The 25,976-nt window shown below is 69.1% G+C and carries 21 protein-coding genes; 17 read left to right on the forward strand and 4 right to left on the reverse strand.

What is annotated here, in order from left to right; translation table 11 throughout:
• Positions 1 to 6 precede the first annotated feature (6 nt).
• The 9 genes from AC07Y4_RS28240 to cydX all read left to right on the forward strand — a co-directional run bounded on the left by AC07Y4_RS28240 (position 7) and on the right by cydX (position 11,573).
• Positions 7 to 939, forward strand: a complete 933-nt coding sequence (locus AC07Y4_RS28240) for an electron transfer flavoprotein subunit alpha/FixB family protein (RefSeq protein WP_095947368.1) — start codon at positions 7 to 9, stop codon at positions 937 to 939.
• 87 nt (positions 940 to 1,026) lie between these two features.
• Positions 1,027 to 2,817 (forward strand): acyl-CoA dehydrogenase, encoded by a 1,791-nt coding sequence (locus tag AC07Y4_RS28245; RefSeq protein ID WP_495275442.1) that lies wholly within the window; start codon positions 1,027 to 1,029, stop codon positions 2,815 to 2,817.
• 80 nt (positions 2,818 to 2,897) lie between these two features.
• The gene (locus AC07Y4_RS28250; RefSeq protein ID WP_062482679.1) at positions 2,898 to 3,860 is read left to right on the forward strand and encodes an NAD(P)H-dependent flavin oxidoreductase; all 963 of its coding nucleotides are present in this window, start codon (positions 2,898 to 2,900) and stop codon (positions 3,858 to 3,860) included.
• Between the two features lie 74 nt (positions 3,861 to 3,934).
• The gene (locus AC07Y4_RS28255) at positions 3,935 to 5,029 is read left to right on the forward strand and encodes an acyltransferase family protein (protein ID WP_095947369.1); all 1,095 of its coding nucleotides are present in this window, start codon (positions 3,935 to 3,937) and stop codon (positions 5,027 to 5,029) included.
• A gap of 156 nt (positions 5,030 to 5,185) precedes the next feature.
• Positions 5,186 to 6,883, forward strand: a complete 1,698-nt coding sequence (gene cydD / locus AC07Y4_RS28260; RefSeq protein ID WP_487847324.1) for a thiol reductant ABC exporter subunit CydD — start codon at positions 5,186 to 5,188, stop codon at positions 6,881 to 6,883.
• Positions 6,880 to 8,583: a thiol reductant ABC exporter subunit CydC gene (gene cydC, locus AC07Y4_RS28265; RefSeq protein ID WP_487847323.1), complete on the forward strand. Its 1,704-nt coding sequence runs from the start codon at positions 6,880 to 6,882 to the stop codon at positions 8,581 to 8,583. Before cydD ends, cydC begins: the two co-directional genes overlap by 4 nt.
• 51 nt (positions 8,584 to 8,634) lie before the next feature.
• The gene (locus AC07Y4_RS28270) at positions 8,635 to 10,254 is read left to right on the forward strand and encodes a cytochrome ubiquinol oxidase subunit I (protein ID WP_095744809.1); all 1,620 of its coding nucleotides are present in this window, start codon (positions 8,635 to 8,637) and stop codon (positions 10,252 to 10,254) included.
• Positions 10,251 to 11,405, forward strand: a complete 1,155-nt coding sequence (gene cydB / locus AC07Y4_RS28275) for a cytochrome d ubiquinol oxidase subunit II (protein WP_062475791.1) — start codon at positions 10,251 to 10,253, stop codon at positions 11,403 to 11,405. Before AC07Y4_RS28270 ends, cydB begins: the two co-directional genes overlap by 4 nt.
• Positions 11,406 to 11,423: 18 nt before the next feature.
• The gene (cydX, locus tag AC07Y4_RS28280; RefSeq protein ID WP_192196187.1) at positions 11,424 to 11,573 is read left to right on the forward strand and encodes a cytochrome bd-I oxidase subunit CydX; all 150 of its coding nucleotides are present in this window, start codon (positions 11,424 to 11,426) and stop codon (positions 11,571 to 11,573) included.
• Between the two features lie 26 nt (positions 11,574 to 11,599).
• Here the strand turns inward: cydX and AC07Y4_RS28285 are convergent, their stop codons facing one another.
• A complete protein-coding gene (locus tag AC07Y4_RS28285) occupies positions 11,600 to 12,190 on the reverse strand; it encodes a GbsR/MarR family transcriptional regulator (protein WP_101494040.1) in 591 nt (196 codons plus the stop codon).
• A 186-nt stretch (positions 12,191 to 12,376) separates the two neighbouring features.
• Here AC07Y4_RS28285 and AC07Y4_RS28290 point away from each other — a divergent pair, with 186 nt between their 5' ends.
• Complete coding sequence (locus AC07Y4_RS28290; RefSeq protein WP_495275443.1) at positions 12,377 to 17,527, forward strand: autotransporter-associated beta strand repeat-containing protein; 5,151 nt, start codon at positions 12,377 to 12,379, stop codon at positions 17,525 to 17,527.
• A 10-nt stretch (positions 17,528 to 17,537) separates the two neighbouring features.
• Here the strand turns inward: AC07Y4_RS28290 and AC07Y4_RS28295 are convergent, their stop codons facing one another.
• The gene (locus AC07Y4_RS28295; protein ID WP_487847321.1) at positions 17,538 to 18,584 is read right to left on the reverse strand and encodes an AraC family transcriptional regulator; all 1,047 of its coding nucleotides are present in this window, start codon (positions 18,582 to 18,584) and stop codon (positions 17,538 to 17,540) included.
• Positions 18,585 to 18,723: 139 nt separating this feature from the next.
• Between AC07Y4_RS28295 and AC07Y4_RS28300 the strand changes: the two genes are divergently transcribed.
• The 6 genes from AC07Y4_RS28300 to AC07Y4_RS28325 are packed head-to-tail and all read left to right on the forward strand — an operon-like array spanning position 18,724 to position 24,062.
• Entirely contained in the window at positions 18,724 to 20,283 is a 1,560-nt protein-coding gene (locus AC07Y4_RS28300; RefSeq protein ID WP_487847320.1) for a long-chain-fatty-acid--CoA ligase, read from the forward strand.
• A gap of 50 nt (positions 20,284 to 20,333) precedes the next feature.
• A complete protein-coding gene (locus AC07Y4_RS28305) occupies positions 20,334 to 21,518 on the forward strand; it encodes a lipid-transfer protein (RefSeq protein WP_095744816.1) in 1,185 nt (394 codons plus the stop codon).
• A gap of 14 nt (positions 21,519 to 21,532) precedes the next feature.
• The gene (locus tag AC07Y4_RS28310; RefSeq protein WP_070059441.1) at positions 21,533 to 21,973 is read left to right on the forward strand and encodes a MaoC family dehydratase N-terminal domain-containing protein; all 441 of its coding nucleotides are present in this window, start codon (positions 21,533 to 21,535) and stop codon (positions 21,971 to 21,973) included.
• Positions 21,974 to 21,987: 14 nt separating this feature from the next.
• Positions 21,988 to 22,404 carry a MaoC family dehydratase gene (locus tag AC07Y4_RS28315; protein ID WP_095744817.1) on the forward strand — a complete coding sequence of 139 codons (417 nt, stop codon included), beginning with the start codon at positions 21,988 to 21,990 and terminating at the stop codon, positions 22,402 to 22,404.
• Positions 22,405 to 22,441: 37 nt separating this feature from the next.
• On the forward strand, positions 22,442 to 23,272 hold the full coding sequence (locus tag AC07Y4_RS28320; RefSeq protein ID WP_487847319.1) for an SDR family NAD(P)-dependent oxidoreductase: 831 nt from the start codon (positions 22,442 to 22,444) through the stop codon (positions 23,270 to 23,272).
• A gap of 1 nt (position 23,273) precedes the next feature.
• Positions 23,274 to 24,062 (forward strand): enoyl-CoA hydratase/isomerase family protein, encoded by a 789-nt coding sequence (locus tag AC07Y4_RS28325; protein ID WP_487847318.1) that lies wholly within the window; start codon positions 23,274 to 23,276, stop codon positions 24,060 to 24,062.
• A gap of 21 nt (positions 24,063 to 24,083) precedes the next feature.
• Here AC07Y4_RS28325 and AC07Y4_RS28330 read toward each other — a convergent pair whose 3' ends face one another.
• Positions 24,084 to 25,001: a DUF2167 domain-containing protein gene (locus AC07Y4_RS28330; protein WP_487847317.1), complete on the reverse strand. Its 918-nt coding sequence runs from the start codon at positions 24,999 to 25,001 to the stop codon at positions 24,084 to 24,086.
• Positions 25,002 to 25,081: 80 nt separating this feature from the next.
• Positions 25,082 to 25,504 (reverse strand): cupin domain-containing protein, encoded by a 423-nt coding sequence (locus AC07Y4_RS28335; protein WP_062475795.1) that lies wholly within the window; start codon positions 25,502 to 25,504, stop codon positions 25,082 to 25,084.
• 106 nt (positions 25,505 to 25,610) lie between these two features.
• Between AC07Y4_RS28335 and AC07Y4_RS28340 the strand changes: the two genes are divergently transcribed.
• The coding region (locus AC07Y4_RS28340; protein WP_495275444.1) for an ArsR/SmtB family transcription factor at positions 25,611 to 25,976 on the forward strand (366 nt) is incomplete at its 3' end.

Genomic DNA, 25,976 nt, shown 5'->3' on the forward strand with positions numbered 1-25,976 from the left:
ACGAACATGACCGCACTCGTCATTGCCGAACACGACCACGCCAGCATCAAGCCGGCCACCCTCAACACCGTGACCGCCGCGCTGGCTTGCGGTGGCGACGTCCACGTCCTCGTGGCCGGAGCCAACGCCGCCGAAGCCGCCAAGGCCGCCGCGCAGATCGCCGGCGTGTCCAAGGTGATCGCTGCTGATAGCGCCAGCCTGGCTGAAAACCTCGCCGAGAACGTCGCAGCCCAGGTGCTGGCGATCGCCGGCAACTACAGCCACATCCTGTTCCCCTCGACCGCTAACGGCAAGAACGTCGCACCGCGCGTGGCTGCCAAGCTCGATGTGGCGCAGATCAGCGACATCACGAAGGTCGATAGCCCCGATACCTTCGAGCGCCCGATCTACGCCGGCAACGCCATCGCCACCGTGCAAAGCACCGACGCCACCAAGGTGATCACCGTGCGCACGACCGGCTTCGACGCCGCAGCCGCCACCGGTGGCAGCGCCACCGTTGAAACCGCTGAAGGCGTGGCCGACAGCGGCAAGAGCGCCTTCGTCGGCCGTGAAGTCACCAAGAGCGACCGCCCCGAACTGACCGCCGCCAAGATCATCGTCTCCGGTGGCCGGGCTCTCGGCAGCGCTGAGAAGTTCAACGAAGTGATGACGCCGCTGGCCGACAAGCTCAACGCCGGCCTGGGCGCCAGCCGCGCCGCAGTGGACGCAGGCTACGCCCCGAACGACTGGCAAGTGGGCCAGACCGGCAAGATCGTCGCGCCGCAGCTGTACATCGCCGCGGGCATCTCGGGCGCGATCCAGCACTTGGCCGGCATGAAGGACTCGAAGGTCATCGTCGCGATCAACAAGGACGAAGAAGCGCCGATCTTCTCGGTGGCCGACTACGGCCTCGTGGCCGACCTGTTCACGGCCGTGCCGGAACTCGTGAAGGCGCTCTGATCGCTTCAACGCATTGAGCCAGAAGGCATCGTTCGCGATGCCTTTTTTACATCTGCCGCCCCCCACCGCGGCCCCTGGAGAGAAGACATGAGCTACACCGCCCCCCTCAAGGACATGCTGTTCGACATCGAACACCTGGCCAACATCGGCGAGATCGCCAAGCTGCCCGGCTTCGAAGACGCCGGCCTCGAAACCGCACAGGCCGTGCTCGAAGAATGCGCGCGCTTCAACCAGGACGTGGTGGCGCCGCTGAACGTCGAAGGCGACCGCAACCCCTCGTCGTTCAAGGACGGCGAAGTCACCACCAGCAAGGGCTTCAAGGACGCCTTCGCGCAGTACGTGTCGGGCGGCTGGCAGGGCCTGCAGCATCCGGCGGACTTCGGCGGTCAGGGCCTGCCCAAGACCATCGGCGCGGCCTGCGGCGAAATGCTCAACTCGGCCAACATGAGCTTCGCGCTGTGCCCGCTCCTGAGCGACGGCGCCATCGAGGCGCTGCTCACCGCCGGCTCCGACGAGCTCAAGGCCGTGTACCTCGAGAAGCTCGTGAGCGGCCAGTGGACCGGCACGATGAACCTCACCGAGCCGCAGGCCGGCAGCGACCTGGCCATGGTGCGCAGCCGCGCCGAGCCGCAGCCCGACGGCACCTACAAGGTGTTCGGCACCAAGATCTTCATCACCTACGGTGAGCACGACATGGCCGAGAACATCGTGCACCTCGTGCTGGCCCGCGTGACCGGCGCGCCCGAAGGCGTGAAGGGCATCAGCCTGTTCGTGGTGCCGAAGTTCATGGTCAACGCCGACGGTTCGCTGGGCGCGCGCAACGACGTGCACTGCGTGAGCATCGAGCACAAGATGGGCATCAAGGCCTCGCCGACCGCTGTGCTGCAGTACGGCGACCACGGCGGTGCCGTCGGCTACCTCGTGGGCCAGGAAAACCGCGGCCTCGAGTACATGTTCATCATGATGAACTCGGCCCGCTACGCCGTGGGCATGCAGGGCATCGCGATCGCCGAGCGCGCCTACCAGCACGCCGTGGCCTACGCCAAGGACCGCGTGCAGAGCCGCCCGGTCGATGGCTCCATCAACGCCAGCGCGCCCATCATTCACCATCCGGACGTGAAGCGCATGCTGATGACGATGCGCGCGTATACCGAAGGCTGCCGCGCGATGGCCTCGGTGGCCGCGGCCGCCTACGACGCCGCGCACCACCATCCCGATGCCGACGCGCGCAAGCAGAACCAGGCCTTCTACGAATTCATGGTGCCGCTCGTGAAGGGCTACAGCACCGAGATGAGCCTCGGAGTGACCTCGCTGGGCGTGCAGGTGCACGGCGGCATGGGCTTCATCGAGGAGACCGGCGCGGCGCAGTACTACCGCGACGCGAAGATCCTCACGATCTACGAAGGCACCACCGCGATCCAGGCCAACGACCTCGTGGGCCGCAAGACCGCGCGCGACGGCGGCCAGACCGCGAAGGCGATCGCCGCGCAGATCGAGAAGACCGAGGCCGAACTCGCCAAGAGCGACAGCGCCGCGGCCGCCGCCGTCCTCAAACGTCTGACCGCCGCGCGCCTGGCCTTCATCGACGTGGTCGACTTCGTCGCCGGCCAGACCAAGGCCTCGCCCAACGCCGTGTTCTCGGGCAGCGTGCCGTACCTGATGTTGGCAGGCAACCTCGTGGCCGGCTGGCAGCTGGCACGCTCGCTGATCGTGGCGCAGGACCAGGCCTCGCACAATGTCGACGTCGCCTTCATGCAGGCCAAGATCGCCACCGCGCGCTTCTACGCCGAGCACATCCTGAACAAGGTGCCGGGCATCCGCGACAGCATCGTCGAAGGTGCCGAGAGCGTCACGGCGCTGGCGCTCGAGGCGTTCTGACGCACCCGCCGCTGTCGCCGATCTGACGGGCGGCAGCGGCCCCTTGCTCTTATAAAACCGAACCCCTTCCCGGAGACGACATGTCCAAGCTGCCTTCTGTTCTCGCGAACCTCCCGCTGCCGATCATCGGCTCGCCGCTCTTCATCATCAGCAACCCCAAGCTCGTGATCGCGCAATGCAAGGCCGGCGTGGTCGGCTCGATGCCGGCGCTCAACGCCCGCCCGGCCGCCCAGCTCGAAGAGTGGCTGATCGAGATCACCGAGGAGCTGGCGGCCTACAACAAGGCCAACCCGGACAAGCCGGCTGCGCCCTTCGCCATCAACCAGATCGTCCACAAGAGCAACGACCGCCTCGAACACGACATGGAGATGGTCGTGAAGTACAAGGTGCCGATCGTGATCACCTCGCTGGGCGCGCGCACCGACGTGAACGACGCGGTGCACAGCTACGGCGGCGTGACGCTGCACGACATCATCAACAACAAGTTCGCGCAGAAGGCGATCGAGAAGGGCGCCGACGGCATCATCGCCGTGGCAGCCGGCGCCGGCGGCCATGCGGGCGTGAAGAGCCCGTTCGCGCTGGTGCAGGAAATCCGCCAGTGGTTCGACGGCCCGATCGCGCTGTCGGGCTCCATCGCCTCCGGCGGCGCGGTGCTCGCGGCGCAGGCCATGGGCGCCGACTTCGCCTACATCGGCACCGCCTTCATCGCGACCGAAGAGGCGCGCGCGAGCGAGGAGTACAAGCAGGCCATCGTGGACGGTAACTCGGACGACATCGTCTACTCGAGCCTGTTCACCGGCGTGCACGGCAACTACCTGGCGCCCAGCATCGTCAAGGCCGGCATGGACCCGGCCAACCTGCCCGAAGGCGACGTGACGACCATGAACTTCGGCGGCGGCGAAGGCAGCAAGGCCAAGGCCTGGAAAGACATCTGGGGCTCGGGCCAGGGCATCGGCGCCATCACCGAAGTGGCGAGCGCAGGCGCCTTCATCGAGAAGCTCAAGCGCGAATACCAGGAAGCACGACAGCGATTGGCACTTTGAACGGTTCGCACGCACCGGCATCGACCTCCGCTGCGAGCGGTGGCGGCGGGGCTGTGCCCGCGCGGCAGGGGCGCATGCCGCTGCTCGACGTGGTCAAGGGCCTGGCCTGTGCGCTGATCGTGGGGCACCACCTCGCGCGCTACGGCCCGATGCCGGCCGGCGCGCAGGTGCTGGCGCCCGATTTCTTCGGCTGGCTGGCGAACGACGGCCGGCTCGCGGTGCAGGTCTTTCTTGTGATCGCCGGCTTCCTGGCCACGGCGAGCCTGGCGCCCGACGGCGTGCTGCGCGTGGACCGGCCGTTCTCGCGGATCTTCCAGCGCTACGGCCGGCTGGTCATGCCGTACCTGGCGGCACTCACGGTCTGCGTACTGGTGGCCGAAGTGGCGCGGCCATGGCTGGGTGAAGAGGTGGTGCCGGCAGAGCCGAGCCTCGGTCAGCTGCTGGCGCACGGGCTGCTGCTGCAGGACCTGCTGAACTACGAGTCGTTGTCGACCGGTGTCTGGTACGTGGCCATCGACTTCCAGCTGTTCGCGCTGGCGTTGGCGCTGGTCGGGCTGCCCGCCGTGTTGCGACAACCCACTTCGGCCGCGCGCTGGGCGCCGGTGGCGCTGGTGTTCATCGTGGCCGTGGCGTCGCTCGCGCTGTTCAACCGGCAGGCGCGGCTGGACGAAACGGCGTTCTATTTCTTCGGCGCCTACGGGCTCGGCATGCTGGCCTTCTGGGTCGGCCGCGCCACGCGCACCAGCACCTGGTGCAGCGCCGTCGCGCTGCTGGCGCTGGTGGGGGCGGGCGCGCTTGCCATCGACTGGCGCAGCCGCATCGCCATCGCGCTGGTGACCGCGCTGCTGATCGCGGTGGCGCAGCGCCGGCAGTGGCTGTCGCCCGCCCACTGGCCCGCGGCGGCCGTGCCGCTGCAGCAGCTGGGGCGCATTTCGTATTCGCTGTTCCTGATCCATTTCCCGGTGCTGCTCGCCGTGAACGCGCTGGTGGCGGGCCTGGGGCCGCACGGGCCGTGGGTCGACCTGCTGGGCATGGTCGCGACCTTCGGCCTGTCGGTGGGCGCGGCGGTGCTGCTGTACCGCGGGGTCGAAGCCCGGCCGGCGTCGCTGCGCAGCGTCTGCACACTTTTTGCCGCATTGCTCGTCAGCGGCCTCATCGTGTCGTACTGAAAGGCGCCGCGTCCGCTGGGGCGTGGACCTTTTTCTCCCCATTCCTTTGCAAATCTGTTGCCTTCGGGCTTCAGAGCGGGCAGTCTGCGCGAACTGCCCCTGTTGTGTATGATTGTGAATCTTTCAGTAAATACTGAAAATACACAAACTCAAGGAATGACAGAACCATCGCCGCCACGATCGCCGTTGAAGGCTTTCACGTCGCCCGACATCGGCAGCGTGGTGCAAGGCGTCGCGGCGCTCGCGTGGCTGCCGCAGGCGGCGCTGCTGGCGATGGCGGTTCAGGGCCTGGCCAGCGGCGAGGGCATGGCGGCCGTGCTGTGGCCAGCGGCGGGCATCCTCTTGCTCGGCCTGCTGCGCGCGGGCTGCGAAGCCTGGGGCGTGCGCCGCACCTTCGGGCGCGCGCGGGCGCAATTGACGGCCTTGCGTGCACAGACCGCAGCCGCGTTGGCGGCCGGTTCGCCGCTCGATCGCGAACGCGCGCCCTCGGGCCTTGCGGCCAGCGTGCTCGCCGAACAGGCCGAGGCGCTGGTGCCGTACCTCGTGCGCTACCAGCCCGCGCGCTGGCGCGCGACGGTGGTGCCGCTCTTCCTGCTCGCGGCGGTGGCCTGGTTCTCGTGGGCCGCGGCGCTGGTGCTGCTGGTGGCGGCGCCGCTGATTCCGATCTTCATGGCCATCGTCGGCTGGCGCGTCAAGGCGGCCAGCGAGGCGCAGATGGTGGAGATGGGCGGCATGAACGCCTTCCTGCTCGACCGCCTGCGCGGCCTGGCCACGTTGCGCGCGCTCGACGCGGTCGACGCCACGGCCGACCGGCTCGGTGCCTCCGCCCAGTCGCTGCGCCAGCGCACGATGGCGGTGCTGCGCATCGCGTTCCTGTCGTCCGCTGTGCTGGAGCTGTTCTCCGCGCTGGGCGTGGCGCTGGTCGCGGTCTACATTGGCTTCCATCTGCTGGGCTCGCTCGGTTTCGGCGCCTGGGGCCAGCAGCTCAGCTTGGGCGAAGGCCTGTTCGTGCTGTTGCTGGCGCCGGCGTTCTTCGAGCCGCTGCGCGAGCTGTCGGCGGTCTGGCACGACCGCGCGGCCGGCGAGGCGGCGCTGCAGGCGCTCGACGACCTGCAAGGCGGCGCGCTGCCGTTGCCCGGCGCGGGCGTCGCGGTCACGCGCGCAGCGACTGGCGCCGCCGGGGCAGGGGCTGCGCCTGCGGTGACGGTCCATGGGCTGCATTTCTCCTGGCCCGGCGAGTCGACGCCGCTCTTCGATGGCTATGAATTGCGCATCGGCGCCGGCGAGCATGTCGCGCTGGCCGGCCCCAGCGGATCGGGCAAGACCGCGCTGCTCTCGCTGCTGGCCGGGCTGATGCCGGCCACGCGCGGCGAGATCGCCATCGGCGGCGTGCCGCTCACCGAACACTCGGCCGCCGCGCTGCGCCAGCGCACGGCGTGGATGGGGCAGAGGCCCCACGTTTTCGCCGGATCGGTCGAAGCCAACGTGGCGCTGGGCCGTGCCGACATCGGCGCGCCCGAGGTCGCCGAGGCGATGCGTTTCGCGGCGCTCGAGGACGTGGCGCAGGCCCATCCCGGCACCGCACTGGGCGAGGGCGGCAGCGGCCTGTCGGGCGGCGAGGCCGTGCGGCTGGCGCTGGCGCGCGTCGCGGTGCATCCGCATGCCGACCTGATCCTGGCCGACGAGCCCACGGCCCACCTGGACACCGCCACCGCCGCGCGCGTGGCCGACGCGCTGGTGGCGCTCGCCCGCGGCCGGACGCTGATCGTCTCGACCCACGACCCGGTGCTGGCCGCGCGCATGGACCGCACGGTGAACCTCGGCCCCGAGCCGCTGGTGGAGAAGGCCGCATGAGCCGCCACGCTCCCCGCTGGCGCGACCTGCGCCTCGTGCTGCGTCCCTTCCTCGCGACCCAGCCGCGCGCCTTGCTGCTGGGCTGCCTGCTGGCCGCTGTCACCGTGCTCGCGGGCATGGCGCTGCTGGGCCTGTCGGGCTGGTTCATCACCGCGACCGCGCTCGCGGGCCTGCATGCGGCCACCGCCTTCACCTTCGATGTCTTCATGCCCTCGGCCGGCATCCGGCTGCTGGCGCTCGGGCGCACGGGGTCGCGCTACGGCGAGCGGCTGGTCACGCACGACGCCACTTTCGCCGTGCTTGCCGAACTGCGCGTGCGGCTGTTCCGCGGCTGGGCCCGCCCCGAGGCCGCGCGCGACCTGCTGATGCGGCCGGCGCGTTTGCTGTTCCGCCTCACGTCCGACATCGACGCACTCGAGTCGCTCTACCTGCGCCTGTTCGTGCCCGCCGCTGCAGCGTTCGGCGCGGCGCTGCTGGCGGGCATCGTGCTCGGCTTCATGCATGTGGGGATGGGCGTGGCGATCGCGCTCTGGCTCTGCGCCATCGGCTGGGGGCTGGCGTACCTCATCGCTCGTCGTGCGCGGCAGCCGGCGCGGCAGCGCGCCCATGCCGTGGAAGCGCTGCGCGCGCGGGCTGTCGACCTGGTCGCAGGCCAGGCCGACCTCGCAATGGCCGGCCGGCTCGACGCCCAGCGCGCCGCGCTCATGAATGCCGACGCGCACCTCGCGCAGGCCGACCTCGCGCTGAACAAGCTCGAAGCCGCGGCGGGTTTCGCCTACGGCAGCGCGGGTACGCTGACGCTGGTCGGCGTGCTGTTGGCTGTCGGCGCGCTCGTGAGCGAAGGCGTCATCGGCGCCCCCGGCGCGGCGCTCGCGTTGCTGATCGCGCTCACCGCCACCGAACCCTTCGCGGCGCTGCGGCGTGGTGCACTCGACGCCGGGCGCACGTGGCTGGCGGTGCGCCGACTGGCCCCGCGGCTGGACCCGTCAGTGGAAGAGGGTGCGCGTCCGCCCCACGCCGAGCGAACGGCGGCGGTGCAGGTCGAAAAACTCACCGTCATGCACCCCGGCAGTCTCGTCGAAGTGCTCAGCGGCGTGTCGCTGCATCTGAACGCGGGCGAGCGCGTCGCGCTGATCGGCGCCAGCGGCGCGGGCAAGTCCACGCTGCTCTCCGTGATTGCCGGCGACCTCACGCCGCGCGCCGGCCAGGTGCAGGCGCAGCCGGCCTGCCTGCTGACCCAGCGCACCGAACTCTTCCAGGACAGCCTGCGCGACAACCTTCGCCTTGCTGATCCCCAAGCCAGCGACGAGCGCCTGTGGGCCGTGCTGCACGCCGCCGGCCTCGACGCCGACCTGCGCGCGCTGGCCACCGGCCTCGACACGCGCCTGGGCGAAGGCGGCCTCGGCCTCTCGGGCGGGCAGTCACGCCGGCTCGCACTTGCGCGGCTGCTGCTGCGGCCCGTGCCGCTGTGGCTGCTCGACGAACCGACCGAGGCGCTCGACGCCGCCACCGCGCACGACGTGCTGCAGCGCCTGGCGCAAGAGGCCGGCCCGCGCACGCTGCTGATCGCCACGCACCTGCGCCGCGAAGCCGCGCTGGCCGACCGCCTCGTGTGCATGGCGCAGGGCCGCATCGTCGCCGACCTGCGCCGTGGCACGGAGGCCTTCGAGGCCGTGCTGCGCGGCCTGCGCCCCGATTGATGAGTTGACCGACCGAGCAACGAACGAACAGAACACATAAAGGAAGCCCCCATGGACCTTGACATCGTCGCGCTCTCGCGCCTGCAGTTCGCCGTGACGGCGCTGTACCACTTCCTGTTCGTGCCGCTCACGCTCGGACTGTCGATCATCCTGGCCATCATGGAGACGGTCTACGTGATGACCGGGCGCGTCATCTGGCGCGACATGACCAAGTTCTGGGGCGTGCTGTTCGGCATCAACTTCGCGATGGGCGTGGCCACCGGCATCGTGATGGAGTTCCAGTTCGGCATGAACTGGAGCTACTACAGCCACTACGTCGGCGACATCTTCGGCGCGCCGCTGGCCATCGAAGGGCTCATGGCCTTCTTCATGGAAGCGACCTTCGTGGGCCTGTTCTTCTTCGGCTGGGACAAGCTCTCGAAGGTCGGCCACCTCACGGCCACCTGGGCCGTGGCCATCGGCTCCAACTTCTCGGCGCTGTGGATCCTCATCGCCAACGGCTGGATGCAAAACCCCGTGGGCGCGGCCTTCAACCCCGCGACCATGCGCATGGAGGTGACCGACTTCGCCGCCGTACTGACCAACCCGGTGGCGCAGGCCAAGTTCGTGCACACCGTGTCGGCCGGCTATGTGTGCGCTGCGGTGTTCGTGCTCGGCGTGTCGGCGTGGTACCTGCTCAAGGGCCGCCACATCGAACTGGCCAAGCGCTCGATGACCGTGGCCGCATCGTTCGGCCTGGCTGCCGCGCTGTCGGTGGCCGTGCTCGGCGACGAGAGCGGCTACCTCTCGGGCGAACACCAGAAGATGAAGTTGGCTGCCATCGAAGGCATGTGGGAGACGCAGCCCGCGCCCGCCGCCTTCACCGTGATCGGCTTCCCCGACCAGAAGGCGCGCGAGACGCACTACGCGATCCACATCCCGGCGGTGATGGGCCTCATCGGCACGCGCTCGCTCAACACCGTGATGCCGGGCATCGACGAGCTCGTGAAGCGCGCCGAGGCCCGCATCCGCGAGGGCCTGAAGGCCTACGACGCGCTGCAGAAGATCCGCGAGGCCGGCGGCACCGACAAGGTCACGCAGGGCGTGCGCGGCGACTTCGAGGACAACGGCATCAACATGGGCTACGCGCTGCTGCTCAAGCGCTATGTGGACGACCCGCGCCAGGCCACTGACGAGCAAATCGCCAAGGCCGCATGGGACACCGTGCCGCAGGTGGCGCCGCTGTTCTGGTTGTTCCGCGTGATGGTGGGCATCGGCATGTTGCTGATCCTGCTGACGGGCACCTTCTTCGTGCTGTCGGCGCGCCGTGCGCTCGACCGCCACCGCTGGCTGCTCAAGGTGGCGGTGTGGGCGATTCCGCTGCCGTGGATCGCCATCGAATCCGGCTGGCTGGTGGCGGAGTTCGGCCGCCAGCCCTGGGTGATCGAAGGCGTGCTGCCGACCGCGGTGGCCGTGTCGAACCTGGGCGTGACGACCTTGCTGATCACGCTCGCGGGCTTCATCGCGATCTACACCACGCTGCTCATCATCGAGATGAAGCTGATGCTCAAGGCCATCCGCAAGGGCCCCGAGGTCGAGCATGCGCCCACCGAGGGCGATGCACGCTCGCACATTCCGCCGGCGCGTGCCGCCACGTCTTCCTCTTCTGCCTCGACCGGGAGCGCCGCATGATCCTCCACACACTCCTCGACTACGACACCCTGCGCTTCATCTGGTGGCTGCTGATCGGCGTGCTGCTGGTCGGCTTCGCGGTGACCGACGGCTTCGACCTGGGCGCCGGCATGCTGCTGCCCTTTGCGGCGCGCAACGACATCGAGCGGCGCGTGGTCATCAACAGCGTGGGCCCGGTGTGGGAGGGCAACCAGGTATGGCTCATCCTGGGCGGCGGCGCCGTCTTCGCGGCCTGGCCGCAGCTGTACGCCGTGTCGTTCTCGGGCTTCTACCTGGCGATGTTCGTGATCCTGTCGGCGCTGATCTTGCGGCCGGTGGCCTTCAAGTTCCGTAGCAAGCGCGAGTCGCCGCAGTGGCGCGCGCGCTGGGACGGCGTGCTGTTCTTCAGCGGCTTCGTGCCCGCGCTGATCTGCGGCGTGGCCGTGGGCAACGTGCTGCAGGGCGTGCCGTTCCGCTTCGGCGCCGACATGCACATCTTCTACGACGGCAGCTTCTTCGGCCTGCTGAACCCCTTCGCCATCCTCTGCGGGCTGGTGTCGGTGGCGATGCTGGTGATGCACGGCGCGGCCTGGCTGCTGCTCAAGACCGCCGGGCCGGTGGCCGAGCGGGCGCGCAGCTACGGCATGGTCGCGGCGGTGCTCACGCTCGTGTTCTACGCGCTGGCCGGCGTGTGGCTGGCCATGGGCATCGGGGGCTTTCGCATCAGCAGCGTGGTCGACGCGGTGGGCCCGTCGAACCCGATGCTCAAGACCGTCGAACTGCATGCCGGTGCCTGGATGGGCAACTACGCGGCGCACCCCTGGACCATCGCCGCGCCGGCGGCGGGCTTCGTCGGCACGCTGGGCGCGCTGCTCGGGCTGGTGCTGCGCCGGCCGGGGTTCGCGCTGCTCACGGCGGCGCTGGGCATCGCCGGCATCATCCTGAGCGTGGGCGCGTCGATGTTCCCGTTCATCCTGCCCTCGTCGATCGACCCGCGCGCCAGCCTCACGGTGTGGGATTCGTCGTCGAGCCACCTGACGCTGTTCATCATGCTGGTGGTCACCGCGATCTTCATCCCGATCATCGTGGCCTACACCACCTGGGTCTACCACGTGCTGTGGGGCAAGGTCGACGAACAAGCCATCCGCGACGAGAGCGGACACGCCTACTGAAACGGGAAGGAAAAAGACATGTGGTACTTCGCCTGGATCCTCGGCCTGCCGCTGGCAGCCGCCTTCGCCGTGCTCAACGCCATGTGGTACGAACTCATGGACGACGAGGCTATCCGCAAGGAAAAGCTCGGCCTGCCGGAAGCCCCGCAGGGGCAGGAACGGCTGTGAAGGTGTAGCTCTTCGTCCCGCGCGGCTCAGTCTTCGCCCGCGGGGCCCTTGCTCTTCTTCGACGCACCGCCCGTGAGGCGGTCTTTCAGCGTCAGCACCTTCGTCACCGTCGCGCCCATGCCCATGAGCTGCATCGCAGTCTCGGGCGCCAGGCGCTGCACGTCGTCGAACCACTTCATCAGCCGGTCGATCAGGTCGTGCATCTCGCGCATGCGGGCCTGCGCGTGGCGCTCGGCGTCGCTCGTGGGCGATTCGAGCAGCGCGTTGCGCAGCATCGAGAGCGTGGGTTCGATCTCGCGGCGGCGGCGCTCCTCGGCCAGCACGCGGAAGATTTCCCACACGTCCTTGGGCGCCTCGAAGTACTCGCGGCGATCGCCCGCGTGGTGGCGCAGGTGCACGAGGCGCCAGGCCTGCAGCTCCTTCAGGCCCATGCTCACGTTGGAGCGCGAGAACTCCAGCAGCTCGGCGATCTCGTCGGCATTGAGCGCGCGCTCCGACAAGAAGATCAGCGCGTAGATCTGTCCGACGGTGCGGTTGATGCCCCACTTGCTGCCCATTTCGCCGAAATGGGCGACGAACTGGCGGTTGAGGGGAGGGAGTTCGGGTGCGGTGGCCATGCGGCGGATTGTCGCGCCGGATTGCTGGACGTTCGGAAGTTTCCGAAAACCCAGCAAGGCGACGGGGTGCATGAATAACCAGTTCTGGTGATAGGTCGGAAACAGTTTATTTACAAAAATAAACGTTTCCTGACGATTTGCCCATTTTTGGTGCAGTCGGCCTCTCTTTTCAAGGTTTTTCTCCCCATGAACAAAGCACATCGCAGCCTCTGGAACTCGTCGTTGGGGGCCTGGGTGGCTGTTTCCGAACTCACGCGCGCACGCGGCAAGCTCGCGGGCGGTGTTGTGCTGGCGGCGGCGGGACTGCTGGCCGGGGTGGGCGCCGCAGCCGCAGTGCCGGACATCATGCTCAACACGTCCGACCGGGGGTGGCAGAGCGATGTCGATCCTCATGTGGTGGGGAACTACAACTACGTCACGGGCTCGGATTGCACTTCTGCCTGCAGAAATTACCGGTCGTACTTTGTCTTCAACGTACCGAACCTGTCCCTGGCGCCGGACCAGGTGATCACGGCGGCGTTTCAGTTCAATGCCTTCAGCCTGGGTGGCATACCGGCCGCAGGCACGGTGCTGCAATTCCACCGGTACACGGGCGACATTCCAGGGCTCTCCTCTCCCGGCGTCGACCTCGCGAGGTTCGACGAACTGGGAAGCGGCCTCGCCATCGGCCAAGCCGAGGTGTCGCCTTCGACGCCGAATTCCAGCGCGCTGACCGTGGCGCTCAATGACGCGGGCTTGGCCGCCATCCTGGCGGGGCAAGGCGGCCAAGTCGCCTGGGGCGGAAGCCTGGCGAGCGCGCTCGGGGGCTACACGTCGTACGTGGCTGGGTACTCGAGTGGCCTCCCGTCTGATGGCAACACGACCCTGCGCCTGACGCCGGTAACCTTGGCTGCCGGCACCTACTACTGGGACCTGGACGGCACATCGGCTGGCGCGGGCGGCAGCGCGCCATCGGGCGTGTGGGGCCGTACGAATGCGCAGCGCTTCTGGAACGTCGACGCGGGCGGAGTTGGCCCGACCGTGGCGTGGATCGACGGCTCGAGCGCCGTGTTCGCGGCGGGCAGCGATGCCACTGGCAGCTACACCGTGACCTTGGGCGACAACGTCACCGTTGCCGGTGTCACCTACCGCGGTGGTGCGAGCGGCAGCCAGCTGACCCTCACGCCTGGCGCGGGCTACAAGATCGGCCTGGGTGCTGGCAACAACGTGTTCGACGCCCAGGCCGCCACGCTGGCGGTGCGCGCGGAAATCACGGGTGGAGGAACCCTGGTCAAGGAGGGCGCGGGCACGCTGAGCCTTGAGGTTGCCAATACCTACACCGGCGGCACGACCCTCAACGCCGGCACCCTGGAGATCCGCGACAGCGGGAGCATCGTCGGCAACATTGCCAACAACGCCGCGCTGGTGTTCAACCGCAGCGCCGACACCACCTTCGCCGGCAACATCAGCGGCACCGGCAGCCTGCTGCAGAAGGGCGCGCGCAAGCTGACCCTGACCGGCGACAACACCTTCACGGGCACCACCACCGTCGTGGCCGGCAACATCCTGCAGATCGGCGCGGGCGGCACCACCGGCAGCATCACGGGGAACATCAGCAACGACGGCGACCTGGTCTTCGACCGCACGGGCGAGCTGAGCTACGCGGGCGTCATCAGCGGCACCGGCACCCTGTCCAAGAACGGCACGGGCGTGCTGGAACTGACGGGCGCCAGCACCTACAGCGGCGCAACCGAAGTCAACGCCGGCACGCTGCGCGTGAACAACACCACCGGCAGCGCCACGGGCACGAGCACGGTGCTGGTCAAGAACGGCGCCACGCTCAGCGGCGGCGGCAGCATCGCGGGCCAGGTCACCATCGCCAACAGCGCGACGCTCGCACCGGGCAGCAACCTCGGCACGCTGACCACGGGCATGCTGCGCTTCGACCCCGGTGCCTTCCTGAACTACGAACTGGGCCAGGCCGGCACGGTAGGCGGCCCGCTCAATGACCTCATCAAGGTCAACGGCGGCCTCGTGCTCGACGGCACGCTCAACGTGGCAGAGGCGCCCGGCGGCACCTTCGGGCCTGGGTTGTACCGCCTGATCAGCTACACCGGTTCGCTGATCGACAACGGCCTGAACATCGGCACAGCGCCCGCAGGCACGGCGGCCGGCGACCTGCACGTGCAGTCGTCGGTGCTCGGCGAGATCAACCTGATCAACAGCAAGGGCGTGTCGCTCGGCTTCTGGGACGGCGCGGGCGGCGACGCGTCCACCTACAACGACGGCACGATCAGCGGCGGCTCCGGCACCTGGCGCCTCGGCAACTCCACCCTCAACGATCCGTCCGACAGCTGGACCGGCGCCAACGGCAAGACCAACACCAGCTGGAAGCAGAACCAGTTCGCGCTGTTCGGCGGCGCGGCCGGCACGGTCCGGGTGGACAACACGGGCGGCGCGATCAGCATCGACGGCGCGCAGTTCTCCACCAGCGGCTATGTCGTCAACGGCGACGCACTGACGCTGGGCAATGCCGACACCGTCATCAAGGTCGGCGACGGCACGGCCTCGGGGGCGCAGATGCAGGCCACCATCGCGTCGGTGCTGAGCGGCGCGGGAGGCCTCACGAAGGACGACCTGGGCACGCTGGTCCTGAAGGGCGCCAACACCTACACAGGCGGAACGCTCGTGCGCGCCGGCACGCTGCAGGGCGACGCCACCAGCCTGCGCGGCACCATCGTCAACGACGCCCGGGTGGCCTTCGACCAGGTGGCCAGCGGCAGCTTCGCGGGCACGATGAGCGGTACGGGCAGCCTGCGCAAGATCGGCAGCGGCGAGCTGCTGCTCACGGCGGCCAACAGCTACAAGGGCGGCACGCAGATCGATGGCGGCACCTTGAATGTGGGCGTGACAGGCGCGGTGGGCACCGGCCCCGTGGGCGTGAGCAGTGGCGCCGGCCTGATCTTCAGCGGCAGCGCGGACGCGGAAAGCCTGCAGATCACGGCAGGCGCCGCCCAGCCGGGCAACGGCGGCTTCGTCCAGTTCCAGGACAACGCTTCGGCCGGCCGCGCGACCCTGGTGGCGCATGCCGGTGGATCGATCGACTTCCGCGGCAACGCAACCGCCGGCAACGCCACCATCGAGAACCGCGGCGGCCAGGTCACGGTCTGGTTCGACGCCAAGGCGGGCAAGGCCCACATCACCAACTTCGCCGGCGGCGCGACCAACCTCTGGGACGATGCCTCCGCCGAGCAGGCGACCATCGTCAACGAGGCTGGCGGGACGCTGGACATGCGCGACAACGCAACGGCCGCCCAGGCGAGCGTGGTGAACAAGGCCGGTGGCACGGTCTTCCTGTCCAAACTCGGCACGCCGGGCACCACCATCGGTTCGCTCGAAGGCGCAGGCCGGGTGCTGCTTGGCGCGAAAGCGCTGACCACGGGCGCCCTGAACACCGACACCGAAATCTCGGGCGTGATCTCCGGCGTCGGTGGCTCGCTCGTCAAGGTCGGCACGGGCACGCTCACGTTGTCGGGCGAGAACACGCACACCGGCGGGACCGCCTTGCGCCAGGGCCGCCTGAACGTGGGCCACAGCCAGGCACTGGGCACCGGCACGCTGTCGATGGACGACGACACCACGCTGGGCTTCAGCGCGAACGGCCTGACGATTGCCAACACCATCAAGCTGACGGGCAACAACGACCCGGTCATCGATACCGGTGCGTTCAGCGGCACGCTGAGCGGTGCCATCAGCGGCGGTGGATTCATCACCAAGCAGGGTACGGGCACGCTGACGCTGTCGGGCGCCAACACCTACACCGGTGCGACGAACGTGGCGCAGGGCACGTTGAAGGCCGGCGCGGTGAACACGCTGAGCGCGGCTTCTGCGCACAGCGTGGCCACAGGTGCCACGCTCGACCTGGCGGGCTTCAATCAGACCGTGGCATCGCTGGCGAACAGCGGCACCGTGTCGCTGGCCGCTGTGACCGCAGGTACGACGCTGACCGTCAAGGGGGCCTACGTTGGCAACAACGGCGTGCTCAAACTGAGCACGGCACTCAACGGCACCGGCCCCTCCGACCGCCTCGTGCTCGATGGCCCCACCGCCATCGCCAGCGGCAAGACCCAGGTGCAGATCGGCAACCTCGGCGGCCTGGGCGCACTCACGAGCGGCAACGGCATCGAGGTCATCACTGCACAGAACGGCGCGACGACCACCGCGCAGACCACGAAGGACGCCTTCTCGCTGGCCGGCGGCCATGTCGACGCAGGCGCCTACGAGTACCGCCTGCATGCCGCCGATGCGAAGGGCGCAGGCGAGAGCTGGTACCTGCGCTCCACCACCGACGCGGTGGCGCCGGGCCAACCGGTGGGCGTGCCCGTCGTCACCTACCGACAGGAGGCTGCGCTCTACGCGGCACTGCCGAGCCAGCTGCGCCAGGGCAACCTCGCGATGCTCGGCGATGTGCGCAAGCGCGTGGGCGACGACGATGTGAAGGGCGCCGCGAGCACGCCGACGGGCTCTGACCGCCGCGCCTGGGCCCGCGTGCTCTCCACCGACATCGACATCCAGCAGGGCGGCACCGTCTCGCCCACCAGCAAGGGCCGCCTCACCGGCTTCCAGGCCGGCACGGACCTGCTCGCCACGCCGAACTGGCGCGCCGGCCTGTACGTCGGCCAGCTCGACGGCGATGCGCGCGTGAGCGGCTTCGCCAGCGGCATCCGCAATCTGGGCGTGGGCCGCAACGACCTGCGCAGCCAGTACGTCGGCGTGTACGGCACCTATACCGCGGACAGCGGCTTCTATGCCGATGCCGTGGTGCAGTCCGGCCGTCACCGCTACACGGTCGAGCCGATGCTCAGTGCGGGTGTGGGCGGCAAGGGGAACAGCCTGCTGGGCTCGATCGAAGTGGGGCAAGCCTTTGCGATCGGCAACAGCGGTTGGCGCATCGAGCCGCAGCTGCAGCTGATCCACCACCACATGGACCTGGGCAGCTCGGCCATCGTCGGCGCCATCGCGCAGCCCCAAGCCGACAGCGGCTGGCTCGCCCGCGCAGGCGTGCGGGTCAAGGGCCAGATCGACACCGGCATGGGCGTTCTGCAGCCCTACGGCCGCTTCAATGTCTACAAGACATCGAGCGGCACCGACATCGCGCGCTTCGTGAATGGCGCGACCACGACCGACATCGCGGCACCCACCGGCGGCACCAGCACCGAACTCGCGGGCGGCTTCACGCTGGCGTTGAGCCAGACGACCAGCCTGTACGGCGAAGTCGGCAAGCTGTGGTCGTCGGGTGGCGATGCCAAGGTGAAGAGCTCGATCAACGGCTCGCTCGGCGTGCGGGTCAAGTGGTAGGCGGGTAGCTTCAAGCCTCGGGGTCCGAGTCCGGCTCCGGATTGGGGCGCCTTCGATACGACCCCGGTGCCCCACCAGTCCAGGTCTTGAACGCGCGCTGGAACGCCGCGCTGTCCGAAAAGCCCAGCTCCTCGGCCAGCGCCGCCAGCGGCACGGTGCTGGTGTTCAGGCGCACGATGGCCACGTCGCGCCGCAGCTGGTCCTTGAGCGACTGGAACGAGGTGCCCTCGGTGGCCAGGTGGCGCTGCAGGGTGCTCACCGACATGTGCAGGCTGCGCGCGGCCGTGGCCAGGTCGGCCCAGGCCGGGCGGTGCTGTTGCAGCACGGTGCGCACGCGCGCGCTCACGGCCAGTTCGCCCAGCGGCGGCAGGATCACGTGGGCCGGCGCGGCGGCCAGAAAGTCGCGCATGGCCCGCGCGTCGCGGCGGATCGGCGTGGCCAGCGCGCTGGCGTCGAACCACACGGCCGACAGCGGCTGGCCGAACTGCAGCGGCGCGGGAAACACCTTGTTGTAGCGCGCCGCGTAGGGCGGCTGCTCGAAGCCGAAGTCGAAGCGACGCGCTGTCAGCCGGCCGCCGTGCAGCCAGGCAAAGAGCCGCCAGTACACGCGCAGCATCAGCTCGTGCAGGAAGTTCAGCGGCGCGCTCGGCATGCCCTGCACCCGCAGGCCGAAGCCCGCAAGCGGCCCTTCGTGCAGCAGCACCATCTCGAGGTCGTCCTGCAGCAGGCTGAAGGTGCGGGCCACGCGCCGCAGCGCCACCTCGAGCGTGGGGGCACCCATCGTGGCGCGGGTCATGAGCGCGAAGCTGCCGCAGCGCAGGCGGCGCGACAGGAAGCACAGGGCCTCGTCGTCCAGCCGCTCCATCAGCAGCGCAAACAGCGCGACGTACTGCTCGGCCGTGACGCGCGCGCCCGGTGCATCGAGCAGGGCGGGGGCGATGCCGGCGTCCTGCAGCGCGGTGTCGATGCAGATGGGGGCGTTGTCGCCGCGCGCGCGCACGCCCGAGAGCATGCCCTGGACGAACACGATCGGGATGGTGACGGGCGGTTGCAGCATGCGTGAGCGGATCAGACCCGACGGCGGCGCGGGTGTCGATTGAGGTTTTCTGCCATGCGGGCGATGCGATGCGCAATCGCCGCGGCACGGCGCGGTTTCTACCATGCGCCTACACAAGAACCGAACGGAGACAACCGCCATGTACCAGACCCAGTCGCTGCACCGCAGCGTGCAGCAGCACCCCGACCGGATCGCCGTGCGCGCTTCCGGCCGCACCCTGAGCTTTCGCGCGTATGCCGAGCGGGTCGCGCGCCTGGCGGGTGCCCTGCAGGGGCTCGGCATGCAGGCGGGCGACCGCGTCGCCATGCTGGCGCTCAACTCGGCGCGCTACCTCGAATACCAGATGGCCGTGCCCTGGGGCGGCGGGGTGCTCAACCCCTGCAACATCCGCTGGTCGGCCGCTGAAATTTTGTATTCACTCGAAGACTCGGGCTCCACGCTGCTGCTGGTGGACGACACCTTCCGCGCGGTGGTCGAGCAGATGCGCGGCCAGGCCAGCAGCCTGCGCGAGGTGATCTACTGCGGCGACGGCCCGGCGCCGCCCGGCATGCTCGGCTACGAGGCGTTGCTGGAGGCCGCCTCGCCGGTGCCCGACGCCGGCCGTTGCGACGACGACCTGGCGGGCATCTTCTACACCGGCGGCACCACCGGCTTTCCCAAGGGCGTGATGCTGAGCCACACCAACATGGGCAGCTCGGGGCTGGCCCTGCATGCCGAAGGCCTGGCCGCGCCCGAGGGCTGCTACCTGCACGCCGCGCCGATGTTCCACCTGGCCGACATGGGCCTGGCCGCGCCGCACTGGCTCGAGGGCAACACGCACGCGATCATTCCGGCCTTCAGCCCCGAGGCGGTGCTGAACGCCATCGAGCAAGACCGCGTCACGCACGCGCTGCTGGTGCCCACCATGATCCAGATGCTGGTCGACCATCCCGCGATGCGCGAGCCGCGCGACCTCAGCAGCCTCAAGTGCATCACCTACGGCGCCTCGCCGATCTCGGAGGCGGTGCTGACCCGCGCGATGGCCGCCTTTCCGGGCGTGGACTTCGTGCAGGCCTACGGCATGACCGAGCTGTCGCCGCTGGCCACCGTCAACCCCGCGCGCAACCACACGGCCGAGGGCCAGCGCCGGGGCAAGTTGCGCTCGGCCGGCCGCGCCAGCTACTGCACCGAGGTGCGCATCGTCGACGCCGAGGGCCTCGAGGTGCCGCGCGGCACGGTGGGCGAGGTCGCGGTGCGTGGGCCCAACGTGATGCAGGGCTACTGGAACCAGCCCGCGCAGACCGCCGCGGCCGTGCGCGGCGGCTGGATGCACACCGGCGACGGCGCGTACATGGACGACGACGGCTACATCTTCGTGGTCGACCGCCTGAAGGACATGATCATCAGCGGCGGCGAGAACATCTATTCGGCCGAGGTGGAGAACGCCATCAACCAGCATCCGGCCGTGGCGGCCTGCGCGGTCATCGGCATCCCCAGCGAGGAGTGGGGCGAGGCCGTGCACGCGGTGCTCGTGCTCAAGCCGGGCCAGCAGCTGGCGGCCGACGCGCTCATCACGCATTGCAAGGCACTGATCGCGAACTACAAGTGCCCGCGCAGCGTGGCGGTGGTCGAGGCGCTGCCGCTGTCGGGTGCGGGCAAGGTGCTCAAGACCCGGTTGCGCGAACCGTTTTGGCAAGGGCGCCAACGAAGCGTAGCCTGAGCCCTGTTCCTCTTTTTCTTTCACTCACTCATTCATTTCAGGAGCCCCTCATGAGCCAGGATGTCCACGTCGTCGGTGTCGGCATGATCCCCTTCACCAAGCCGGGCGCGAACCAGCCCTACCCGCAGATGGCCGCGCACGCCACCAACGCCGCCCTGAAAGACGCCGGCATCGGCTACGAGCTGGTGCAGCAGGCCTACGTCGGCTACGTGTACGGCGACTCCACCGCCGGCCAGCGCGCGCTCTATGAAGTCGGCATGACCGGCATTCCGGTCGTCAACGTCAACAACAACTGCTCCACCGGCTCGACCGCGCTGTTCCTGGCGCGCCAGGCCGTGGCCAGCGGCGCGGCCGACTGCGTGCTGGCGCTGGGCTTCGAACACATGAGCCCCGGCGCGCTGGGCGCGGTGTTCAACGACCGCCCGAGCCCGTTCGACCACTTCGAATCGATCACCGACGAGCTGGTCGGCAACGAGCAGGTGCCGCTGGCGCTGCGCTACTTCGGCGGCGCGGGCCTGGCGCACATGCAACAGTACGGCACGCAGATGTCGACCTTCGCGAAGATCCGCGCCAAGGCCAGCCGCCATGCGTCGAACAACCCGGTGGCGCTGTTCCGCACCGTCGTCACCGAAGACGAGGTGATGGCCGCGCCGGTCATGTGGCCCGGCGTGATGACGCGGCTCATGGCCTGCCCGCCGACCTGCGGCGCCGCAGCCGCCATCGTCTGCTCGCCGCGCTTCGCCGAACGCCACGGGCTGGACCGCAGCGTGCGTATCAAGGCCCAGGCCATGACCACCGACCGCGCCATCACCTTCGAGGCGCGCGACATGCGCGAGGTGGTCGGCTTCAGCATGGCGCAGGAAGCCGCGCAGAAGGTGTACGACGCGGCCGGTGTCGGCCCGCAGGACATCGACGTGGTCGAACTGCACGACTGCTTTGCGCACAACGAACTCATCAGCTACGAAGCGCTCGGCCTGTGCCCGGTGGGCGGCGCGGAGAAGTTCGTGGTCGATGGCGACAACACCTACGGCGGCAAGGTCGTCACCAACCCGTCCGGCGGGCTGCTGTCGAAGGGCCACCCGCTCGGCGCGACGGGGCTCGCGCAATGCACGGAGCTGGTCCAGCAGCTGCGCGGCACGGCCGACAAGCGCCAGGTCGAAGGCGCGCGGATGGCGCTGCAGCACAACCTCGGGTTGGGCGGCGCCTGCGTGGTCACGCTGTACGAACGCGTCTGAGGGCAGGGCCACCCATGATCGACAAGAAATGGATCGGCCATGAGCTGCCCGCCTCGGTGCTGCCCATCGAGCGCAGCCGGCTGCAGTTCTTCGCCAAGGCCATCGGCGAGACCGACCCGGTCTACACCGATGCCGCTGCCGCGCGCGATGCCGGCTACCCCGACCTGCCGGCGCCGCCCACCTTCCTGTTCGCCGCCGAGCTGGACTCGGGCGCCTCCGACCAGCTGCTCACCGACCTGCAGATTCCGTTGTCGAAGCTGCTGCATGGCGAGCAGAGCTTCAGCTACCACCGCCCCGCCTGCGTGGGAGATACGGTGACGGTGCGTTCCACCATCAGCGACATCTACGACAAGAAGAACGGCGCGCTCGAATTCGTCGTGAAGACCTCGCGCGCCACCAACCAGCGCGACGAACTCGTGGCCGAGCTGCGCACGGTGATCGTCTGCCGCCACTGAAGAAAGAACGAGCGATGACCCTCCGCTACGACACCGTCCAGGTCGGCGACGAACTTCCCGCGCTGCAACTCCCGCCGGTGAACCGCACGACGCTCGCGCTCTTCGCGGGCGCTTCGGGCGACCACAACCCGATCCACATCGACACCGATTTCGCGCGCAAGGCCGGCATGCCCGACGTGTTCGCGCAGGGCATGCTGGGCATGGCCTGGCTCGGCCGGCTGCTCACGCAATGGGTGCCGCAGGCGCAACTGCGCCGCTTCGACGTGCGCTTCCAGGGCATCACGCACCTGGGCCATGCCGTGCGCTGCACCGGCCGCGTGGTCGAGAAGCTGGAACTGGGCGGTGAGCGCTGCGTGCGCGTGGAAGTGCTCAGCGCCAACCAGCACGGCCAGACGCGCATCGCGGGCGAGGCGCTGGTGGCGCTGCGCTGACCCCTTGAACGAACGAAAGAAAGAAGAGAGAAGAGACATGACACCCAAACTCGAAGGCAAGGTCGCCCTCATCACCGGCTCGGGCCGCGGCATCGGCCGTGCGATCGCGCTCAAGCTGGCCTCGGAAGGCGCGCGCGTCGTCGTCAACGACCTCGACGCCGAACCGGCCGAAGAGACCGTGCAGGCCATCCGCGCCGCGGGCGGGCAGGCCGTGGCCTGCGTCGGCAGCGTGTCGGCGCCGGATTTCGCCGAGCGCTTCGTGGGCACGGCGGTGAACGAGTTCAAGGGCCTGGACATCATCGTCAACAACGCCGGCTACACCTGGGACAGCGTCGTGCAGAAGATGACCGACGAGCAGTGGTACGCCATGATCGACGTGCACCTGACGGCGCCGTTTCGCATCCTGCGCGCCGCACAGCCCGTGATCCGTGCGCTGGCGAAAACCGAGGGCGAAGCGGGCCGGCGCGTGGTGCGCAAGGTGGTCAACATCTCGTCGGTGGCCGGGCTCTTCGGCAATGCGGGGCAGGCCAACTACGCGACCGCCAAGGCCGGCATCGTCGGCATGACGCAGACGCTGGCCAAGGAGTGGGGCCGCATGAACGTCACGGTGAACTGCGTGGCCTTCGGCTTCATCCAGACGCGGCTCACGGCCAGCACGGCCGAGGCCACCACCGCGAACATCGAGGGGCGCGAGATCAAGGTCGGCGTCAATCCCGGCCTGCTGGCGATGATGGAACAGTCGATCCCGCTGGGCCGCGGCGGCACGCCCGAAGAAGCGGCCGGCGCGGTGTACCTGCTGTGCGCGCCCGAGTCGGACTACGTGAGCGGCCAGACGCTCATGTGCACCGGCGGGCTGACGGGGATCTGAGATGCAATTCGAAGAAGGCATTGCCTGGGGCGTGCAGGACGGCATCGGCCGCATCGTGCTGAAGCGGCCCGAACGCGCCAACTCGGTCTCGCTGGCGAGCAGCCATGCGCTGGCGCGGGCCATCGACGAGGTGCTCGAAGCGGCACCGCGCGCCATCCTGCTGACGGGCGAGGGCCGCGTGTTCTGCGCGGGCGGCGACATCGACAGCTTCGTGGCGGCCGGCGACAAGCTGCCCGAACTGGTCGACGCCATCCTCGACCGGCTGCATCCCGCGCTGCTGCGGCTGGCGCAAAACCCGGCGCCGCTGGTGGTGGCGGTGAACGGCACGGTGGGCGGCGCCGGCGTGGGGCTGGCGCTGTGCGGCGACTTCGTGCTCGCCACGGAGTCGATGAAGCTGCGCACGGGCTATGCGGCCATCGGGCTGTCGCCGGACGCGGGGAGTTCGTATTTCCTGTCGCGGCGTATCGGGCCGGTGCGCGCGCAGCAATGGCTGATGCTGAGCGACCCGATCGACAGCGCGCGCTGCCTGGCGGCGGGCGCGGTCGATGCGCTGTACCCGGACGCCGAACTGGCGGCGGCTGCCGAAGCGCTGGTGACGCGGCTGGCGAACGGCGCCACCGCATCGTTCGCGGGCATCAAGGCGCTGTGCGGCGGTGCGACCGAACGCCCGATCGAAGAACACTTCGAGATGGAGCACCGCCTGCTGCGCCGACGCGCGGGCAGCGCGGACGGGCGCGAAGGCGTGAAGGCCTTCACCGAGAAGCGCGCGCCGCGCTTCTCGGGCCGCTGAGCCCGGCGGGCTGCTGCAGGCTCAGCTCTTCTTCTTGAAGAGCTTCGTGAGGCCCCACAGCGCGGCGCCGCCCGCCACCACGGCGACCTTCGCGAACTTGGCCAGGAAGGCGAGGGCGACCGCGAACAGGCCCAGCTTCTTCGCGGCCGCACCGGCCACCAGCGCGGCCAGGCCGTAGGCGGCGACCTTGTCGGTGGACGCGTTGAAGTCCGCGTACTTCTTGCCGTCGTCGTACTGCAGCGCGCCGAGCAGCTTGGTGGCGTCGGGCTTGTACTTCTCGAGGTCGTTCGCGTTGGTGATGAGGTTCAGGCTCAGGTAGCCCTCGCGGCCCAGCGCGTAGGTGTTGTAGTTGACGCCGGGGTTGCCGCCGTCGCTGCCTTTCTTCTTCGACAGGGCCGACCACACCAGCCGGTGCGTCGCGGCGTCGTACTGCGGCTTCTGCGCCCAGCCCGTGACCTCGATGCCCGGGATGCCGCGCTTGGCGCGTTCCTCGTTCGCGGCCTCGGTGCCTTCCTTCAGGCTCGTGAGCAGCTCGTCGGCGTTCCAGTCCTTGGCGTCGTCGTCCTTGATGTAGCCCTCTTTCACGAACTTCACGACCGCCATCCAGTCGCCGTCGTCCGCGGGGAAGATCGCGCCGATGAAGGTGTCGTCGGTGCGGTTGCCCATGCTGCGCATGAGCTGCGCGGCGGCGGGCGTCGGCACCCAGACGTAGCCGGCCGGCAGCTTCAGGTGGGCCTGGTCGCGCAGGACGATGTCGGCGGGGCCGGCTTTCTGCACGGCCTTGGCGGCCTTGAAGGCGGCTTCCTGCTCGGCTTCGAGCGAGCTCGCGGTCGAGGCTGTGGAAGCGGTGGTGGGTGATGCGGCGTTGCTGAGGTTGGTGGCCGTCAGGGCGCACGCGAACAGCAAGCCGGCCGTCAGGCGGGCAGTATGAATACGCAAGTTCTCTCTCCTCGGTTGTTGTCGTTTCTGGTGAGACGCGAGGAGTTTATCGGCGCGCAAAGCCGCGCCGGCCGTGGGTTTCAGGGCCAGGGCGTGGGCGGCGGAATCTCGCAGACCGGCTCGACGTCGATGCTCTTGAAGTCGGCCGGCGAGACGATCTCCAGGTACTCCATGTCAGGCGAATAGTCGAAGAGAAAGTGGCGGATGCCGGGGCGCTGGTGCACCACGTCGCCGGCCTCGACGCGTGTCTCCTTGTCCTCGTACATGAAGCGCGCCCAGCCCTTGAGCATGATGACGATCTGGAAGTCCGCCTCGTGGCGGTGCCAGCCGGTGCCCGCTTCCGGTGCCATGTTGGCCTTGACCAGGTGCGCGATCACCTTGCCGTGGGTGGCGGCCGCAATGCCGAGGTCGCGGTACAGGAAGAAGTCTCGCAACCCGCCCGAGACGTACTCGGTGTCACCGGGCTTGACGTGGGAGAACTGGGTGGCGGTTCGGTCCAGCATGGGCGCTCCTTCGCGGGGGATGATGCTGCGATGCAGCATGCATAAACCGTTCCTGCGCACGGCCCATTGCTTGACGGCCCACGGGCCGCTCCAGATACTCAACCGCATGGTTCACTCAGATGCCCTGGACGCCGTGTTTGCGGCCCTGTCCGACCCGACCCGCCGCAGCGTGCTCGAAGCGCTGGGCGAGGGCGGCCTCAGCGTGACCGAGCTTGCCGAACCGCATGGCATGTCGCTGACCGGCTTCATGAAGCACCTGCGCGTGCTCGAAGGCGCCGGCCTCATCTCGCGCACGAAGGCGGGCCGCGTCGTGCGCTGCGAGCTGTCGCCGGGCCCGATGCAGGAGGCTGCCGTGTGGCTCTCGCGCTACGAGAAGTTCTGGACCGGCCGCCTCGATGCCCTGGCGCGCTTTCTCTACCACCAGGAGGACACCGAATGGCGAAACCTTCCCGGCCCCACCGCCGGCCCCGGC

Source organism: Variovorax sp. GW460-12-1-14-LB1 (assembly GCF_059423605.1).

Coding starts and splice junctions, on each gene's coding strand:
- AC07Y4_RS28295 (WP_487847321.1), bottom strand. CDS start 18,584: ATGCTGCAACCGCCCGTCACCATCCCGATCGTGTTCGTCCAGGGCATG.
- AC07Y4_RS28305 (WP_095744816.1), top strand. CDS start 20,334: ATGAGCCAGGATGTCCACGTCGTCGGTGTCGGCATGATCCCCTTCACC.
- cydX (WP_192196187.1), top strand. CDS start 11,424: ATGTGGTACTTCGCCTGGATCCTCGGCCTGCCGCTGGCAGCCGCCTTC.
- AC07Y4_RS28335 (WP_062475795.1), bottom strand. CDS start 25,504: ATGCTGGACCGAACCGCCACCCAGTTCTCCCACGTCAAGCCCGGTGAC.
- AC07Y4_RS28285 (WP_101494040.1), bottom strand. CDS start 12,190: ATGGCCACCGCACCCGAACTCCCTCCCCTCAACCGCCAGTTCGTCGCC.
- AC07Y4_RS28250 (WP_062482679.1), top strand. CDS start 2,898: ATGTCCAAGCTGCCTTCTGTTCTCGCGAACCTCCCGCTGCCGATCATC.
- AC07Y4_RS28245 (WP_495275442.1), top strand. CDS start 1,027: ATGAGCTACACCGCCCCCCTCAAGGACATGCTGTTCGACATCGAACAC.
- AC07Y4_RS28290 (WP_495275443.1), top strand. CDS start 12,377: ATGAACAAAGCACATCGCAGCCTCTGGAACTCGTCGTTGGGGGCCTGG.
- AC07Y4_RS28325 (WP_487847318.1), top strand. CDS start 23,274: ATGCAATTCGAAGAAGGCATTGCCTGGGGCGTGCAGGACGGCATCGGC.
- cydB (WP_062475791.1), top strand. CDS start 10,251: ATGATCCTCCACACACTCCTCGACTACGACACCCTGCGCTTCATCTGG.
- AC07Y4_RS28320 (WP_487847319.1), top strand. CDS start 22,442: ATGACACCCAAACTCGAAGGCAAGGTCGCCCTCATCACCGGCTCGGGC.
- AC07Y4_RS28315 (WP_095744817.1), top strand. CDS start 21,988: ATGACCCTCCGCTACGACACCGTCCAGGTCGGCGACGAACTTCCCGCG.
- AC07Y4_RS28310 (WP_070059441.1), top strand. CDS start 21,533: ATGATCGACAAGAAATGGATCGGCCATGAGCTGCCCGCCTCGGTGCTG.
- AC07Y4_RS28255 (WP_095947369.1), top strand. CDS start 3,935: ATGCCGCTGCTCGACGTGGTCAAGGGCCTGGCCTGTGCGCTGATCGTG.
- AC07Y4_RS28240 (WP_095947368.1), top strand. CDS start 7: ATGACCGCACTCGTCATTGCCGAACACGACCACGCCAGCATCAAGCCG.
- AC07Y4_RS28270 (WP_095744809.1), top strand. CDS start 8,635: ATGGACCTTGACATCGTCGCGCTCTCGCGCCTGCAGTTCGCCGTGACG.
- AC07Y4_RS28300 (WP_487847320.1), top strand. CDS start 18,724: ATGTACCAGACCCAGTCGCTGCACCGCAGCGTGCAGCAGCACCCCGAC.
- cydC (WP_487847323.1), top strand. CDS start 6,880: ATGAGCCGCCACGCTCCCCGCTGGCGCGACCTGCGCCTCGTGCTGCGT.
- cydD (WP_487847324.1), top strand. CDS start 5,186: ATGACAGAACCATCGCCGCCACGATCGCCGTTGAAGGCTTTCACGTCG.